15 protein-coding genes are annotated in these 16,061 nt (G+C 39.6%); 7 read left to right on the forward strand and 8 right to left on the reverse strand.

The window, feature by feature from the left end; all coding sequences use genetic code 11:
- Nucleotides 1-26: 26 nt before the first annotated feature.
- Complete coding sequence (gene plsY / locus HMPREF9096_RS01350) at nt 27-626, reverse strand: glycerol-3-phosphate 1-O-acyltransferase PlsY (protein WP_009500818.1); 600 nt, start codon at nt 624-626, stop codon at nt 27-29.
- An 82-nt stretch (nt 627-708) separates the two neighbouring features.
- On the opposite strand from plsY, the gene folB reads away from it, so the two are divergent.
- Together folB and sodC are read left to right on the forward strand one after the other, a co-directional pair.
- Entirely contained in the window at nt 709-1,065 is a 357-nt protein-coding gene (gene folB / locus HMPREF9096_RS01345) for a dihydroneopterin aldolase (protein ID WP_009500819.1), read from the forward strand.
- An 87-nt stretch (nt 1,066-1,152) separates the two neighbouring features.
- On the forward strand, nt 1,153-1,725 hold the full coding sequence (gene sodC / locus HMPREF9096_RS01340) for a superoxide dismutase family protein (protein WP_009500820.1): 573 nt from the start codon (nt 1,153-1,155) through the stop codon (nt 1,723-1,725).
- A gap of 65 nt (nt 1,726-1,790) precedes the next feature.
- Here the strand turns inward: sodC and HMPREF9096_RS01335 are convergent, their stop codons facing one another.
- Genes HMPREF9096_RS01335 through HMPREF9096_RS01325 form a run of 3 tightly spaced genes read right to left on the reverse strand, consistent with a single transcriptional unit; the run spans nt 1,791 to nt 3,523 of the window.
- Nucleotides 1,791-2,069: a heavy-metal-associated domain-containing protein gene (locus HMPREF9096_RS01335; protein ID WP_009500821.1), complete on the reverse strand. Its 279-nt coding sequence runs from the start codon at nt 2,067-2,069 to the stop codon at nt 1,791-1,793.
- Between the two features lie 7 nt (nt 2,070-2,076).
- Nucleotides 2,077-2,439, reverse strand: coding sequence for a mercuric transporter MerT family protein (locus HMPREF9096_RS01330; RefSeq protein WP_005635782.1), 363 nt, complete (start codon nt 2,437-2,439; stop codon nt 2,077-2,079).
- Nucleotides 2,414-3,523: a transglutaminase-like domain-containing protein gene (locus tag HMPREF9096_RS01325; protein WP_009500822.1), complete on the reverse strand. Its 1,110-nt coding sequence runs from the start codon at nt 3,521-3,523 to the stop codon at nt 2,414-2,416. The genes HMPREF9096_RS01330 and HMPREF9096_RS01325 overlap by 26 nt, the downstream gene beginning before the upstream one ends.
- A gap of 232 nt (nt 3,524-3,755) precedes the next feature.
- On the opposite strand from HMPREF9096_RS01325, the gene metH reads away from it, so the two are divergent.
- From metH to HMPREF9096_RS01305, 4 genes are all read left to right on the forward strand, one after another.
- Nucleotides 3,756-7,445 carry a methionine synthase gene (gene metH, locus HMPREF9096_RS01320; RefSeq protein ID WP_009500823.1) on the forward strand — a complete coding sequence of 1,230 codons (3,690 nt, stop codon included), beginning with the start codon at nt 3,756-3,758 and terminating at the stop codon, nt 7,443-7,445.
- Nucleotides 7,446-7,493: 48 nt separating this feature from the next.
- Nucleotides 7,494-8,675, forward strand: a complete 1,182-nt coding sequence (locus HMPREF9096_RS01315; protein ID WP_009500824.1) for an AAA family ATPase — start codon at nt 7,494-7,496, stop codon at nt 8,673-8,675.
- A gap of 1 nt (nt 8,676) precedes the next feature.
- Nucleotides 8,677-9,393, forward strand: a complete 717-nt coding sequence (locus HMPREF9096_RS01310) for a hypothetical protein (RefSeq protein WP_009500825.1) — start codon at nt 8,677-8,679, stop codon at nt 9,391-9,393.
- Between the two features lie 464 nt (nt 9,394-9,857).
- Nucleotides 9,858-10,325, forward strand: a complete 468-nt coding sequence (locus HMPREF9096_RS01305; protein ID WP_009500826.1) for a hypothetical protein — start codon at nt 9,858-9,860, stop codon at nt 10,323-10,325.
- Nucleotides 10,326-10,372: 47 nt separating this feature from the next.
- Here the strand turns inward: HMPREF9096_RS01305 and HMPREF9096_RS01300 are convergent, their stop codons facing one another.
- The 4 genes from HMPREF9096_RS01300 to HMPREF9096_RS01285 all read right to left on the reverse strand — a co-directional run bounded on the left by HMPREF9096_RS01300 (nt 10,373) and on the right by HMPREF9096_RS01285 (nt 14,914).
- Entirely contained in the window at nt 10,373-11,110 is a 738-nt protein-coding gene (locus HMPREF9096_RS01300; protein WP_009500827.1) for an ABC transporter ATP-binding protein, read from the reverse strand.
- Nucleotides 11,110-12,087: an iron ABC transporter permease gene (locus HMPREF9096_RS01295; RefSeq protein WP_009500828.1), complete on the reverse strand. Its 978-nt coding sequence runs from the start codon at nt 12,085-12,087 to the stop codon at nt 11,110-11,112. The genes HMPREF9096_RS01300 and HMPREF9096_RS01295 overlap by 1 nt, the downstream gene beginning before the upstream one ends.
- A gap of 27 nt (nt 12,088-12,114) precedes the next feature.
- A complete protein-coding gene (locus HMPREF9096_RS01290) occupies nt 12,115-12,900 on the reverse strand; it encodes a helical backbone metal receptor (protein WP_009500829.1) in 786 nt (261 codons plus the stop codon).
- Between the two features lie 73 nt (nt 12,901-12,973).
- Nucleotides 12,974-14,914: a TonB-dependent siderophore receptor gene (locus tag HMPREF9096_RS01285; protein ID WP_032803579.1), complete on the reverse strand. Its 1,941-nt coding sequence runs from the start codon at nt 14,912-14,914 to the stop codon at nt 12,974-12,976.
- A 198-nt stretch (nt 14,915-15,112) separates the two neighbouring features.
- Between HMPREF9096_RS01285 and glyQ the strand changes: the two genes are divergently transcribed.
- Nucleotides 15,113-16,021 (forward strand): glycine--tRNA ligase subunit alpha, encoded by a 909-nt coding sequence (glyQ, locus tag HMPREF9096_RS01280; protein ID WP_005628151.1) that lies wholly within the window; start codon nt 15,113-15,115, stop codon nt 16,019-16,021.
- Nucleotides 16,022-16,061: the final 40 nt, after the last annotated feature.

A 16,061-nucleotide genomic window follows, 5' to 3' on the forward strand; every position in this document is an offset into this window, starting at 1 on the left:
AAATTTAGAAAAGTGCGGTGAATTTTTTATTTCTTTTTAAATTTAGCCCAAACTTTATCTTCTTGACCGCGCCATAAACGTTGAACGTTATCGTGATGACGATAAATTAATAGACAACAGACCAAGGCAACGGGAAAAGTAAATTCAGGTTTGAACCACCACACATAAAAAGGCACAAGTAATGCAGAAATAACCGCACTTAATGAGGAATAACCGCTGATAAGAAAAACGAAGACCCAAGTGCCTAATGTAGAGCCTGCTACAGCCCAAGAAATTGGTGCGATTGCACCGAAAGCGGTTGCGACGCCTTTGCCGCCTTTGAATTGGAAGAAAATGGGGAAAATGTGCCCTAAGCAAGCACCCAGTGCGACCATGCCTAATTCAAATTGTGTGAGTCCTAAATAGTAACCAACCCATACTGGCGTCATGCCTTTTAAAATATCAATAATTAGTACGGCGAGAGCAGACCAACGGCCTCCGATACGAAGCACATTTGTCGCCCCAGGATTGTTTGATCCATTTTGACGAGGATCTGGCAAACCTGCAATGCGACAAATTAGAATAGCACTGGAAATAGAGCCTAAAAGATAGGCACAAAGCATATAAAAAAGGGCAAAAAGGCTCATTTTGTACTCCAGCAAGAAAAATTATTCGTTATTCTACCCAAAGTTGATAGCATACGCCTACAATAATTTTAGAGGAAATTTTATGGATCGTGTTTTTATTGAAGAATTGACTGTTTTTGCTCAAATTGGCGTATATGATTGGGAGCAGCAAATTAAGCAAAAACTTGTGTTTGATTTGGAAATGGCTTGGGATTGTAAGCAAGCTGCGGAAACGGATGATGTTGCATATTGTTTGAATTATGCTGAAGTGAGCCAAGTGATAATTGATTATATGGAAAGCAACCCTTTCTTGTTGATTGAGCGAGTGGCTTATGAAGTGGCGGATTTGCTTGAGTCACGTTATCAACTTCAAGGATTAAAAATTAAACTGAGTAAGCCGAAAGCTGTCGCGCAAGCTCAAAATGTTGGCGTGTTGATTGTACGTGGATGTTTAAAATAATGTGAAATTTTCGTAAAAACTTGTCGGCTTTTTAAACGAAATTGACTAAAATAGTCATGAGTTTTTACTGCAATAAAGGAGATTGCAATGAATATGAAAACCTTATTAGCACTAGCGGTTAGTGCGGTATGTTCGGTTGGTATTGCGCAAGCACATGAGCATAATCATGATCACAATATGGCACCCAAAGGTGCTTCTATTGAAGTGAAAGTGCAACAACTTGATCCAGTAAACGGTAACAAAGATGTGGGTACAGTTACTATTACTGAATCTAACTATGGTCTTGTGTTTACCCCTAATTTACAAGGATTAAGCGAAGGCTTACATGGTTTCCACATCCATGAAAACCCAAGTTGTGAGCCAAAAGAGAAAGAGGGTAAATTGACAGCTGGTTTAGGCGCTGGCGGTCACTGGGATCCTAAAGGTGCAAAACAACATGGTTACCCATGGCAAGATGATGCACACTTAGGTGACTTACCGGCTTTAACGGTATTACATGATGGCACTGCAACTAATCCTGTTTTAGCACCACGTCTTAAACATTTAGATGATGTTCGCGGTCACTCTATTATGATTCACGCCGGTGGTGATAATCACTCCGATCATCCTGCTCCACTTGGCGGTGGCGGCCCACGTATGGCATGTGGCGTGATTAAATAATTCGATTGTTCGAAACGAAAAGTGCGGTGAAATTTCACCGCACTTTTTTGCTAGATATTTAGCATTTAATTCACAACTTCAGCAGTATATTTCAGCTTGTGAATCGCATCGAATAATTGCTGGTTTGTGACTTTGGGATCTTCCACAATCGTCACTAAACCATCTTTAATAGATGCTTTTGTTGAAATAACACCATCGATATTACGTAATTCTTTATTGACTAAATAAGCGCAAAGCTGGCAATTCATTTCTTTTACTTTTAGCACAATTTGTTTGGTTTCATTCGCATGGGCGAAAGAAATTGCAAACAGCGAAAGCAAAAGTGCGGTACATAATTTCTTCATTTTATTCCTAATTAGCTAATTCTAAAATCCAAGGTAAAATTGTTGGATAGGTTAAGAAAAAAATCATCACGATAAATACAATCCAATATAAAACGATGAGTTTTTTACGGGAAATATATTTGCTGCAAATGATTTTTTTGGAAAACATCAACAGCCAAAATCCATAGGCAAAGGCGCATAATGAAATAATGAGCATGGGAATGCGCAAATAATCATATTCTCCTAAGCCAATCAACCAAGTGGATGACACACCAAATACTAAATAGATTAATGGCGCAATGCAGCACAACGTTGATGCCACCGCAGCACTAAGTGCGGTGGCTATGGCAACCCAAAAGGATTTATTAGAGTTTTTTAGAGACGTAGTCATATTTAAATTCTTTTGGATCAAAGGAATTTAACGGATCGCCCCCCACTTCAGCATACGGATAGCCGAAGTTATTGATTGGAGCCAGTTCTGGTTGTGGATATAAATCGAAGTCACGGGCATGATTAAATCCAACCCAGTTTGCTTCCCAGTTACCAAACAAATATTTTGCTACGGCTTGTGTATCTTTATCTTCAACAGATTTTTTCTCAGCTAAACGCATTTTGGCAACGTCTGCGGAATCAACTGGTACCCATCCAAACCCTGCAAGGTAGAATTCAGCACGGCAGTGCTGACCACCACTTACGTTTGCGATGCCTTGTTCATTTGCACTACCGAAAGCACCTTTGGAATATTTGCCCATTTTCTCTGCCGCACCTAAGCGAATACCAAAAATTTCACGGGCTGGGATACCTGCCGCACGAGCAAGCGCCACAAATACAGAGTTAATATCGGTACATTTACCTTTTAATACGCCAGTGGTAAGAATTTTTTCTACATCGCCGTCGCCACAACCTAATACAGAATTATCACGTTCCATATTTTTTACGATCCAATGGTGAATAAGTTCTGCTTTTTTCAATGGATTAGTTTCTTTACCTACGATTTTGTCAGCAAATTCTTTCACAATGCCATCAGTTTTAATGTGTTGAGTAGCTTTTAAGTACTCTTGTACATCCACGGAATACTGAATATCTTTTGGCGGAGTATAATTCTCTAAAGCACCTTTCACCATCGGTTCACGGTCTTTTGTTTCAATGACCATAGTGACTTTTAAATCACGCTTTTGTGCATCTTTATCCCAAGTGGCAAATAAGGTTTTCGCACCGTATTTGTTGTTTTCTGTTACATAGGCATTCATGTAATTACCTTCAAAGTGAATCGATTTCACTTGTTGGTATTCTCCATTAAATGGCAATGGGACCCATAAATTGGTTTTTCCTTGCGAGCCTTTTGGCACAACTAAATCGTAGGTTTGTGTGAATTCGTAAAGATGGGCGTCTGTATTGTAGTTTGGAATATTGGTGTTTGCATGAGCTAACGAGCCACATGCAGAAAGCACCGCAACTGCGATAAGTTTCTTCATGAAGAGATCCTCTAGTTAATAATAGTTAAACTTAACATATTAGATAAACTAATACGCCAATATGCTAACGGATTTTTGAGTAATAATTCAACCGTTTTGCATAAACTTTTTATTTTTCTTATATAAAAAGTATTTTATTTTCCACCGCACTTTCCTTCTAACATTTGACACCCCTAGCCCTTACACCTATTATTCCTTAGTTATTTATTAAGATTTACGGAACAAAATAATTATGGTGAATAAAACCGCTCAACTTAAACAAGCTCTAGAAAATCGTATTCTCATTTTAGACGGTGCAATGGGGACGATGATCCAAAAATATAAACTGACAGAAGCCGATTTTAGAGGCGAGAAGTTTAAGGAAAGTGCGGTTGATTTACGCGGTAATAATGATTTACTGACATTGACTCAGCCACTGCTAATTTCCGCTATTCATGAGAAATATTTAGCAGCGGGTGCCGATATTATTGAAACCAATACTTTTAGTTCAACTACGATTGCTCAAGCGGATTACGATTTGCAATCTATCGCTTATGAACTCAATTTTGTTGGCGCAAAATTAGCTCGTTTGGCAGCAGATAAATATAGCACGCCAGAAAAACCTCGCTTTGTCGCGGGCGTGTTAGGGCCAACAAACCGTACAGCCTCCATTTCACCCGATGTTAATGATCCTGGTTTCCGCAATGTTACTTTTATGGAGTTGGTGGATGCTTATGCCCAAGCAACAAAAGGCTTAATCGAAGGTGGTGCGGATTTAATTATGATCGAAACCATTTTTGATACGCTTAACGCTAAAGCAGCCGTTTTTGCCATTGAAAGTGTATTTGAAGAATTAGGCATGGAATTGCCAATCATGATTTCCGGCACCATTACTGATGCCTCAGGGCGAACTCTTTCTGGGCAGACCACTGAAGCCTTCTACAACTCGCTTCGTCACGCAAAACCGCTCACTTTCGGTTTGAACTGTGCGTTAGGTCCAAAAGAATTACGCCAATATGTAGAACAGCTTTCAAAAATTAGCGAAACCTACGTTTCCGTACACCCGAACGCGGGCTTGCCGAATGCCTTCGGCGGCTATGATCTCGGTGCGGAAGACATGGCGGCACACCTTAAAGAATGGGCGGAAAGTGGTTTTGTGAACATTATTGGCGGTTGTTGTGGTACCACACCGGAACACATCAAAGCCTTTGCTGAGGCGGTAGAAAATATTCCACCACGGAAATTGCCACAAATCAAAACTGCAATGCGTTTGTCTGGTTTAGAACCACTCAATATTGACGATGAAAGCCTGTTCGTGAACGTCGGCGAACGCAATAACGTGACAGGCTCGGCGAAATTCAAACGTTTAATTAAAGAAGACAAATTTGCCGAAGCCATTGAAATTGCTATCGATCAAGTAGAAAACGGCGCGCAAGTCATCGACGTGAACATGGATGAAGCCTTGCTCGACGGCAAAAAATGCATGACCCGTTTCCTCAACATTATGGCGACGGAACCCGATGCGGCAAAAGTGCCGGTGATGATCGACTCCTCCAAATGGGAAGTGATTGAGGCAGGTTTGCAGTCGGTACAAGGTAAACCGATTGTGAACTCTATTTCCTTAAAAGAGGGCGAGGAAAAATTTATTCATCAGGCTAAATTGGTGCGTAAATACGGTGCAGCCGTTGTGGTGATGGCATTTGATGAAGTCGGGCAAGCTGATACCGAAGAGCGTAAAGTCGAAATCTGTACCCGTGCTTATAACATCTTAGTCAACCAAGTAGGCTTCCCGCCAGAAGACATTATTTTTGACCCGAACATTTTCGCCATTGGTACGGGGATTGAAGAACACAACAACTATGGCGTAGATTTCATTAACGCCACAGGTCGTATTAAACGCTCTTTACCACATGCAAAAATTTCAGGCGGTGTGTCAAACGTGTCCTTCTCTTTCCGTGGAAATAATGTCATGCGTGAGGCGATTCACGCAGTGTTCCTATATCATGCCATCAAACAAGGCATGGATATGGGAATCGTGAACGCAGGACAGCTCGCGATTTACGATGATCTTGATCCTGAATTACGTAATGTAATCGAAGATGCCGTCTTAAACCGCACGCCGGATGGCACAGAGCGTTTATTAGATATTGCGGAAAAATATCGCAACCAAGGCAACGATGAAAGTGCAGTGGATTCTGTGGCCGAATGGCGTACGTGGCCGGTAGAAGAACGCTTAAAACACGCTCTAGTGAAAGGCATAACCACGCACATCATCGAAGACACCGAAGAGGCGCGCCAAAAATTACCAACGCCGTTAGAGGTAATTGAAGGTCCACTTATGGCGGGCATGGACGTGGTGGGTGATTTGTTCGGCGACGGCAAAATGTTCCTCCCGCAAGTGGTGAAATCGGCACGCGTAATGAAACAATCGGTGGCGTATTTAGAGCCATTTATCAACTCCACCAAACAAAAAGGCTCTAGCAACGGTAAAGTGGTAATCGCTACCGTAAAAGGCGACGTGCATGACATCGGCAAAAACATTGTGAGCGTGGTGTTGCAATGTAATAACTTTGAAGTGATTGACTTAGGCGTCATGGTGCCGGCGGACAAGATCATTCAAACGGCGATTGATGAAAAAGCCGACATTATCGGCTTGAGCGGTTTGATTACGCCATCCCTTGATGAAATGGAATACTTCCTCGGTGAAATGACGCGTTTAGGTCTGAACTTGCCTGTTTTAATTGGCGGCGCAACTACCTCCAAAGAACATACTGCGATTAAACTTTATCCAAAATACAAGCAACATGGTGTGTTCTATACATCCAATGCCTCACGTGCGGTAACAGTGTGTGCCACATTGATGAACCCGGAAGGGTGTGCTGCATTGTGGGAACAGTTCAAAAAGGATTACGAGAAAATCCAACAATCTTTTGCCAATCGCAAACCTCTGCGTAAACAACTCAGCATTGAAGACGCTCGTGCCAACCGTTTCGACGGCTTTAGTGGAGAATGGGCGGATTATGTGCCACCAACGCCAAACCAAACGGGCATTGTGGAATTCAAAAACGTGCCGATTGCCGAGTTACGTAAATTTATCGACTGGTCGCCATTCTTCCGCATTTGGGGGTTGATGGGCGGCTATCCGGATGCCTTTGATTATCCGGAAGGCGGCGAAGAAGCACGTAAAGTATGGAATGATGCACAAGTGGTATTAGATGAATTAGAGCAAAACCACAAGCTCAATCCGAGCGGTATTTTAGGTATTTTCCCTGCAGAACGTGTGGGCGACGATGTGGTGCTTTTCTCTGATGAAGAACGCACACAATCCATTGGCACCGCTTACGGCTTACGCCAACAAACGGAACGTGGCAAAAACAGCAAAAGCCCATTTAACTTCTGCTTAAGCGACTTTGTCGCCGATCGCGAAAGCGGTAAAAAAGACTGGTTCGGCATGTTTGCCGTGTGCGCTGGTATTGAAGAAATGGATTTAGTGGAAGGCTACAAAGCTGCAGGCGATGACTACAACGCCATCTTGCTGCAAGCCGTAGGCGACCGCCTCGCTGAAGCCATGGCTGAATACCTGCACTTTGAGCTTCGTACCCGCATTTGGGGCTACACGCAAGAGGAATTTGATAACCAAGGGTTAATCAATGAAAACTATGTGGGCATCCGCCCTGCTCCGGGCTATCCAAGCTGCCCTGAACATACCGAAAAAGCCTTGATTTGGGATTTATTAGAAGTAGAACAACGCATCGGCATGAAGCTCACTGAAAGCTACGCCATGTGGCCGGCGGCTTCCGTCTGCGGTTGGTACTTCACCCACCCCGCTAGCAACTATTTCACTTTAGGTCGTATTGATGAAGACCAAGCTCAAGATTATGCCAAACGTAAAGGTTGGGATGAGAGAGAGATGATGAAGTGGTTGGGTGTGGCGATGAAGTAGGCTATCTAGTTCAGAATTTCTAACTAAAATATGAAGGAATAACTAAAAATGAAAATTGAATCTTTAGCAATACAAGATGTTGGTGGTATATCATCTCTTAAGTTGGAAAACTTGAATCCTTATTTGAATATAATTTGTGGGGTAAATGGTATTGGCAAAACCAATATTATCGAATCAATAGCAGCATGTTTTACAACCTATTCTCAAAATGAACTAAAGAAAAAGGCTGATTCTAATAGTGGTCTAATTAAATTAAATATGACTGATATAAATGAGGAATTTAAAAAAATAGAATATATAGTAGATGCTTTCTATCCCAGAGAAAGTAATTACAACAATAAAAATTACAGTACTCTTTATAGATTTTGGGAAAATTACTTAAATTTTTTAATGTATTTCAAGGTAGATAGGTTTTTCTCATATCAACGAATAGATTCATTAAAAATACATGATGATATAAATGAGCACACCAAGAGTAACCTAAATGGTGTTTCTAGAAATAATTTAAAAGATTGGTTTATCAGAAATGAATTACTTTCAAAACAGGAATATGCTACAGATGTTAATAAGAAAAATATAGAATATGCAAAGGAGTTTATTACATTACTAAATTCTAATTATAGTTTTTCTTCACTTAAACAAGATATGGAAATCTATATTAATTCTCCAACAGGTGAAATTCCTTATGAATACTTATCATCTGGCTTTAAGAGTTGCCTATTCATTATGTGGGGAGTTATAAGAGAAATCCAAATTCGTTTCCCCGATATAGAAGCTAAAAACTTCAATGGGGTAATTATAATTGATGAAATAGAATTACATTTACATCCTGAATGGCAAAATAAAATTTGTAATGTTCTGAAAAGAGCCTTCCCTAATACACAATTTATTGTTACAACTCATAGCCCTCACGTAATTCAAACTGCGGAACATAATCAGGTAATAGCCTTAGAAGGTATTAATGGTATTCTTAATAAGAAAGATTTAGAAAGTGCACGTAATGGCTTTAGTGGATGGAGTATAGAAGAAATTCTTACAGATGTTATGGGAATGAGTGATTTAAGAACAGATTGGTTCAAATCAACTTTATCTAAGTTTAATTCAGCATTAGATGAGGAAAACTTTGAAAATGCTAAAATTATTTTTGAAGAGTTAGAACGTAAATTACATCCTCAAAGTACTGAGCTTGCATTATTTAGATTTCAGTTAAAAGCATTAACTGGAGAATAAAATGATACCATTACAACAGCTACCTAAACCTGATTATTTAACAGATAAAAAAGTACAAGAGCTTACAAATAAGTATCAATTAGACACTAAAAAGGCAGTATGGAATAAAGCAGAAATAAAAGAACCTTTATTAAAATCATCAAACAAAAAATGTGCTTATTGTGAATGTATACTTCAAGAAACAGATTCCTATAGCCAAATAGAGCATTTTCATCCTAAATCGCTTTACCCACTGGAAGTCGTTGTTTGGGAAAATTTATTGCCAGCCTGTGTGCGTTGTAACACGCATAAAGGTAATCATGATACTGTAAACATCCCTATAATTAACCCTTATAATGATCTTCCTAAAGAGCATCTTTCAACTCAAGGTTTGCGTCTTTATCCAAAAACTGAGATGGGAAAAATAACAATTAAGCGGCTAAACTTGAATGACAACGATAGACTTTGCATACCAAGGTTTAAATTATGCAATGAGGTTCATGAAAAGTTAGGGTATATAAAGGATACTACTGATTTATTAGATCAAAGAAATCGATTACATTCTCTATTGACTGCTTGTAGTAAAAGTGGAGAGTTTTCTGCATTTTGTTCTCATGCGCTACATTCAAATATAGATTATACTAATATAAAGAATTTGTTATCAGAAAACGAGTATTGGGATGATGAATTAGCAAAATTAGATGAGGAAACTAAATCGATTGCTTTAGAATCTAGATAGTAAATATCCATCTGATGGCGCAAGCGTCCTCGCTTGTGCCTATCAACTAAAAGTGTGGTCAGAAAATCCTAAGGATTTTGAATATTGGTTCCGAAAACAGCTTATGAGTAAAATTCGCAATGATTTTATTAAACAGCACCAGCTAGGACGCTGTCGCTATCTTTCCTTATTAGCACAATCTGTTGGTGCACGCTTCCTAGCGTGTGTCTAATTTCAATTAAAAACATCTCAAAAATTCACCGCACTTTATTTACTTTCTTTGGCTAGCGTTAGGAAATGCGCACCAGCATAAATGTTAATTACTAAAAGTGCGGTGAAAATTTTCAGCATTTTTGTATTTGCTGTAACAACCAATCCACCATAATTTCATTTACTTCCGTTTGTTATTAACTTTAAAGCCTAGTTGCACAATCCCCAATTTCCGTTATCATACGCGCTTTCTTATTTCTCGGAATTTTGTATTTATGAATAAATTAAAGATGGCGTTGTTTGTGGGTGTCCTTGTGAGTTTATTTGCTTGTACCACAACACATCAGCCGAAGAAGACGGTTAAATCTCGATTTTTAAAGGATAATATTAGCCAAGCTGAGTTAAATAATTCTGTTAATTACAAGCCATATCATTATCGTTGTAATAATAAAGAAACTGGGGGGATTTCTCATTTAACGACTTATTTCCCTCTGTCGCGTGAAAGCCGTATGAAAGATAACTTCGGGTTTTATTTCCAGTTAGATAATGGCAAAGCTTTGCCTTTTGATCATTCATACACGCTGACACTGAATGCGCGCGGTACAAAATTTGAAGTGGTTTATCGTTCGTATGATCCGATTCAAGGAAGTTATGTGGATTTAATCGCGCGATCTCAAAGTTCAATTTACTACAAGAATCAACAAGGCAAGCAAGTTCCTTGGTTGATTTGTAAGGGCGGTTGATTTTTCTCGAAAATAACTTTTACTTTCACCGAAATGAGAAATTGGAATTAGTTTTCCAATTTCTCTATTCCATAAATCTCTCTTCTTTCTACATCAAATTTCACGCTTATATCAAAGGCTTTTGCAAGATTTGCTGAATTTAGCACCGCTTGTGTTTTGCCTGTCGCAATGATTTTGCCTTTGTCGAGCAAAATCACTTCATCACAGTATTTATATGCAAGGGATAAATGATGGATCGCTACAACGCAAGTATGCTGTGGCGTAAGCGATTTTAATTGTTCCATCATATCTATTTGATAATAGGGATCGAGTGGTGCGATTGGTTCATCGGCAAGCAATAGCGGCGCATTTTTGATACAACAACGAGCAAGTTGTACACGGGCTTTTTCTCCGCCTGATAGTTTCTGAAAGGATTTATTAAGCAAATGTGCTATCGAAAATTTTTTTGAAATCTCCGTGATTTTTGACCGCTCTTTTGCCGATGATAAGGGGGAATTTAAGCCGAGAGCTATGACATCATAAACCGATAAATCCCAATGGATATTGGTATCTTGCGCAAGATAAGCGAGTTGCTGGCTTTTTTCAGTTGTACTCATTTTGCTTAACGGGTTATTCCCAAAATAAATTTCACCTTTTGTAATAGGTAAAATTCCTGCAATCGTTTTGAGTAAAGTTGATTTGCCCGCACCGTTTGCGCCCATAATGCCGATAAGTTTTCCTTTACGAAGCGTGCAGCTGATGTTGTTTAAGCCATAAGGCTGGGAAAGATTTTCGATTCTAATCATTATCTTGCCAACTTGCGTTGCTCCGTAATTAAAATCCAAATTAAGCAAGGTGCACTAATGATTGCGATGAGCGTGCCAATATAAATATGTGAGAAGATTGGAATATATTGCACGCAAAGATCCGCAACAAGTAGCAATAATGCGCCAAGTAATGCACTGGTGATGTAAAGTTGTGAAGGTCGTTTTTTTAGCAATAGGCGAGCAAAGTGCGGTGCGATTAAGCCAATAAAACCGATAGTGCCTGTTTGCGGAATCGTTGCACCCACTAATAATGCTACGCCAAAGGTCGTGACGAAAAAGCTACGTTTAGGATTCACGCCCATTGTGCTTGCGGTTTCTTCACCGAAAGTGAGCAAGTCAATATAGCGGCGTTCACGATATAAACAGAACAATCCCAATAATACGATTGGAAATGAAATGAGTAGCGTATCAAGTTTTGCCCACACGAGAGAACCTTGTAGCCAACGGTAGAGTTCAGCTAACGCCCACGGGCTTTCTGCGTTTGAAAGTAGCAATGCGACGGCAGCAGAGAGCAACATATTGACGGCTAAACCACTTAAAATCATCGCTGTTGTGCCATGATTTTTAGCGATCAAATAAACCAATAAAAAACTAGATAACGCACCAGCCACGCCGCCAATAAGCAACAGACTTAACGGCACGGAAAAATAATAGAGCAAAAAGACACTGGTGGTGGTTGCACCGGCACTACTTCCCAATAATCCAGGACTTGCTAGTGGATTTTGAAATATCCCCTGCATTGCATTGCCTGCTAAAGCAAGACTTGCGCCAGTTAAAATGGCTAATCCGAGGCGCGGTAGGCGAATATCAAGCAATACGAGTGAGCGCATATCCGTGAGCACACCATCGGCATTTTTGAGATGAGCAAAATCGCCGAGCTGATGATAAATCGCAAACCCGCTAATCAACAGCAATGCTAAGAAAAGTGCGGTATTTAATTTTAGTGTTTTGGTCAATGATCAATTTCCTATGTAATCCAAATATCATTTTAACTGTTGATAAATCTTCTCTGCCCCTTGCCACACGCCGTGATCAAAGCAATAAGTATATTTCATTGGAATACGAAAGTGCGGTCGATTTTTAAAAAGATTTTGCAAAAGCGGATGTTTAAGCAATTCCGCTTGCTCGTTATAACTTTGTTGGTCGCTGATTTCAATCAACACGTTGGGTTCAGCTCGTAACACTTTTTCGAGAGAAAAATTTTGTGCCGTAAGCGGTATTTTTAGCGGGGTTAAGCCTAGTAAGTTAAGTAAAGTGGGATACTGTGGCGTATAATTTTCTACAATGCCTGTATCTGAAAGTATTAATGTGTCAGTGAGTGATAGATTGAGGCGAGAATCTTGTAATTTAAGTTTATCGATTAAAGATTTCGTATGCGTTTCGTTACTCGTGAGTTTGCCCAAGTGCAATATTAGCCCAAATAATTCTTCTGCCGTTTGTGGCGTGTCATTAATTGGCTCAACTTTTGCCCCGAGTTTTTTTAAATCTGCTACAAGTTGTGGATAAAAGGTTTCATTGATCAGAAACGTTTTATCGAGATAGGGCAATAATGCGGTGAGTTGTGGCTCAAGTGTTGGCTTATCCACATTGAGTTTATCCAACATCATCAAGGGATTTTTAGAATAAGGCGACTGTGCGGCAATTTGCTCAGGACGCGCAATTTCCGACAAAAGACGATCGCTACAAAGCGTGAGCGAGACAAATTGCTCCGACGCATGTGAAGTCAAGGGCAAGAAAAGTGCGGTTAAAATTAAGCGAGTTTTTTGCATATAGATAATGATACGCTACGCCATCAATAATGTAAAAAGGCGTGCTAAGCACGCCCTTGTTAGTGGGTAATAATTAGAATGATCCTTTTAACCCAACGTAAACATTACGTCCGTCTTGACCATATTCGATAGCATTTTCGTATTTTTTATTAAATACGTTGTTCAAGTTCGCATATATGTTTAGATTTGGAATTAATTGATAATTCACACCTAAATTTACCAAAGTGTAAGATGGCATTTCAACTCGTTTTGATGGCCATGTGCCCCAATAGGTATCAAGACGTTTACCTACGTACGAGATGTTTACATCAGAACCTAGTTTTTCAGTGATTTGATATGCTAACCCTACATTTGCGGTATGTTTAGGACGGCGATCTAAAGATAAACCTTCTGCACCGCGTTTTATTTCACCATTTTTAATATGAGTATAAGTATAGTTCGCATAGCTGGTTAAATCTTTGGTAATTTTGCCTCTATATGTAATTTCAACACCATTTACTTTAGTTTTACCTTTTACATTCACTGCACGACTAATACCCGCAGAGACAGGTTCAGAACCGATAAAATTATCTATAATGCGAGCAAAGTAAGTTACATCAAAAGTATGCTGTTTGTCGTTTGTTACCATCAGCAAACCTAACTCACCGCCACGACTTTTTTCAGGTTTAAGAGAAAGATTACCTAACCAAGTTGCAGAATAACCATATAATTCAGTAAAGGTTGGATTATGCACCGCTGTGCCCAAACTTGTATGTACTTTAAAGTTTGGTGATAAACGATAAGCACCAGCTAATCGTCCTGTAAAAGTATTTTTAAATTGCTTGTTATCAGTAAAACGCCCACTTAAAGAAAGACTGTGGTCATCTTCAGTAAATAAACGGTATTCTGTGGCAATGCTTTTTTCAATTAATTTTTGTTCTTTGAATGTTGAATAAGAAGATTGAGCTTCATAATGTGATTTTTGATATTCACCTAATACACTTATACCTTGTTTTAAATAACCTTCACGATCAAAGTTAATATCAAGTTGATAATTTGCATTGAGTTTTTTCCAATCACGAGTATATGGGGATGTACTTACATAATCATAATCATTTTTGATATGACTAACACTAGCTTTATGCTTAAATAGATCTTGATCATTGCCGGTATAACCACTTAATTTTAATGTGCTTTCACGTGTACGGAAAAAGTCTTTATCCGTAGCTTCACTTAATAATGACGTATCATTCTTGGTTGTTTGTGAAGAGTGTGATGCTAAGACTTCCACACCTTTATTATTATCATCATAGCCTAAACGCAATGAACCATTGTCGCGATGGAATCCATCACGCTCAATTGCTCCACCTGTTGGAATTGATGTACCGTCTAAAGCTTTATAATTGAATTTATCTTTACTTAATACAGAAATGCCAGCCGTGCGATGACTATCTCCATGGAGTGCGTAATAGAAGCCTCCTTGGTAGCCTGAAATAGTAGCTGATGCATCACGTGTACGGTGAGACCCCAATCCTAAATCAAAATCAATGTTTAACGGTTTTTCTTTATATAGGCCGCTTTTGGTTGTGATGTAAACTACACCACCAATCGCATCGCTTCCCCATAACGCAGATTGTTCACCACGTAATACTTCAATTCGTTCAATATTGCTTAGTGTTAATCCCCCAAAATCAAAACCATCATTTACAGGATTCATTTTTACACCATCAATCACTACCACAGTATGGTTGGATTCTGCTCCTCGCAAGAATAAACTAGTTACCGCACCACGGCCTCCAGTTGCCCCCATTGCCACACCCGGCACAGTTTTTAATACATCACTTACATAAGTTGCATTACGTGCTGCAAAATCTTTTTCTGTTAATACGGTAACAGACGACGCTGTTTGGTGAAGGCTGATAGGGGTTGCGGATGCTGAATACACATTGATCGGCTCAAGCTCGGTTTTAGTTTCAGCTTGTACAAAAGCCGATGCACTCAATAAAAGTGCGGTAGTAATTAAGTTAGTTTTCATTAAGTTGGTTCCTCTTTTTAAAAAGTGCGCTATTTTGTCACAATAGACATTCATTTCCTAGTTGAGAATTTTCATTTACTTTAAAAATTCTGTTCATTTTGTAAAAAAATTCGTTTTTTGACTGCACTTTTTCACCTTTATCCGCTTTGCGCTTTCAAGTATAATGCGGGCATTTTTAATCACATTAGATCAACGATTATGAGCACAAAATTTAACGTAAAAACATTCCAAGGTATGATTTTAGCCCTGCAAGAATATTGGGCAAACCAAGGCTGCACCATTGTGCAACCTTTTGATATGGAAGTGGGCGCAGGTACCTCTCACCCAATGACCGCATTACGTGCCTTAGGCCCTGAGCCGATGGCATTTGCTTATGTGCAACCTTCACGTCGTCCGACCGATGGTCGCTATGGCGAAAACCCAAACCGTTTACAACACTACTACCAATTCCAAGTAGTAATCAAACCTTCTCCAGATAACATTCAAGAACTTTATTTAGGCTCGCTTGAAATGCTTGGCTTCGATCCAACTAAAAACGACATTCGTTTCGTAGAAGATAACTGGGAAAATCCAACCTTAGGTGCATGGGGCTTAGGCTGGGAAGTATGGTTAAACGGGATGGAAGTGACCCAATTTACCTATTTCCAACAAGTGGGCGGCTTAGAATGTAAACCTGTAACGGGCGAGGTGACTTACGGTTTAGAGCGTTTGGCCATGTACATTCAAGGCGTAGATTCTGTGTATGACCTAGTTTGGTCTGACGGCCCATTAGGCAAAACCACTTATGGCGATGTTTTCCATCAAAATGAAGTTGAGCAATCAACCTATAACTTTGAACACGCAAACACAGATTTCTTATTCTACTGCTTCGATCAATACGAAAAAGAGGCACAAGAGTTATTAGCCTTAGAAAAACCGTTACCATTGCCAGCTTATGAGCGTATTTTGAAAGCAGCACACAGCTTCAACTTGTTAGATGCACGTAAAGCAATTTCGGTCACCGAACGCCAACGCTATATTTTACGCATTCGTGCCTTAACCAAAGGGGTGGCGGAAGCCTATTATGCAAGCCGTGAAGCCTTAGGTTTCCCTGGTTGTAAAAAATAAGGCTTAAACAAATTCACAAAAGTGCGGTGAAATTTGACCG

Source organism: Haemophilus sp. oral taxon 851 str. F0397, assembly GCF_000242295.1.
In the GTDB taxonomy this organism is placed as follows: domain Bacteria; phylum Pseudomonadota; class Gammaproteobacteria; order Enterobacterales; family Pasteurellaceae; genus Haemophilus.

Bases quoted from the DNA above. Each gene is read 5' to 3' on its own strand.
- HMPREF9096_RS01315 (WP_009500824.1), top strand. From the start codon at position 7,494: ATGAAAATTGAATCTTTAGCAATACAAGATGTTGGTGGTATATCATCT.
- HMPREF9096_RS01325 (WP_009500822.1), bottom strand. From the start codon at position 3,523: ATGAAGAAACTTATCGCAGTTGCGGTGCTTTCTGCATGTGGCTCGTTA.
- plsY (WP_009500818.1), bottom strand. From the start codon at position 626: ATGAGCCTTTTTGCCCTTTTTTATATGCTTTGTGCCTATCTTTTAGGC.
- HMPREF9096_RS01300 (WP_009500827.1), bottom strand. From the start codon at position 11,110: ATGATTAGAATCGAAAATCTTTCCCAGCCTTATGGCTTAAACAACATC.
- glyQ (WP_005628151.1), top strand. From the start codon at position 15,113: ATGAGCACAAAATTTAACGTAAAAACATTCCAAGGTATGATTTTAGCC.
- HMPREF9096_RS01310 (WP_009500825.1), top strand. From the start codon at position 8,677: ATGATACCATTACAACAGCTACCTAAACCTGATTATTTAACAGATAAA.
- sodC (WP_009500820.1), top strand. From the start codon at position 1,153: ATGAATATGAAAACCTTATTAGCACTAGCGGTTAGTGCGGTATGTTCG.
- HMPREF9096_RS01330 (WP_005635782.1), bottom strand. From the start codon at position 2,439: ATGACTACGTCTCTAAAAAACTCTAATAAATCCTTTTGGGTTGCCATA.
- HMPREF9096_RS01285 (WP_032803579.1), bottom strand. From the start codon at position 14,914: ATGAAAACTAACTTAATTACTACCGCACTTTTATTGAGTGCATCGGCT.
- HMPREF9096_RS01305 (WP_009500826.1), top strand. From the start codon at position 9,858: ATGAATAAATTAAAGATGGCGTTGTTTGTGGGTGTCCTTGTGAGTTTA.
- folB (WP_009500819.1), top strand. From the start codon at position 709: ATGGATCGTGTTTTTATTGAAGAATTGACTGTTTTTGCTCAAATTGGC.
- HMPREF9096_RS01290 (WP_009500829.1), bottom strand. From the start codon at position 12,900: ATGCAAAAAACTCGCTTAATTTTAACCGCACTTTTCTTGCCCTTGACT.
- metH (WP_009500823.1), top strand. From the start codon at position 3,756: ATGGTGAATAAAACCGCTCAACTTAAACAAGCTCTAGAAAATCGTATT.
- HMPREF9096_RS01335 (WP_009500821.1), bottom strand. From the start codon at position 2,069: ATGAAGAAATTATGTACCGCACTTTTGCTTTCGCTGTTTGCAATTTCT.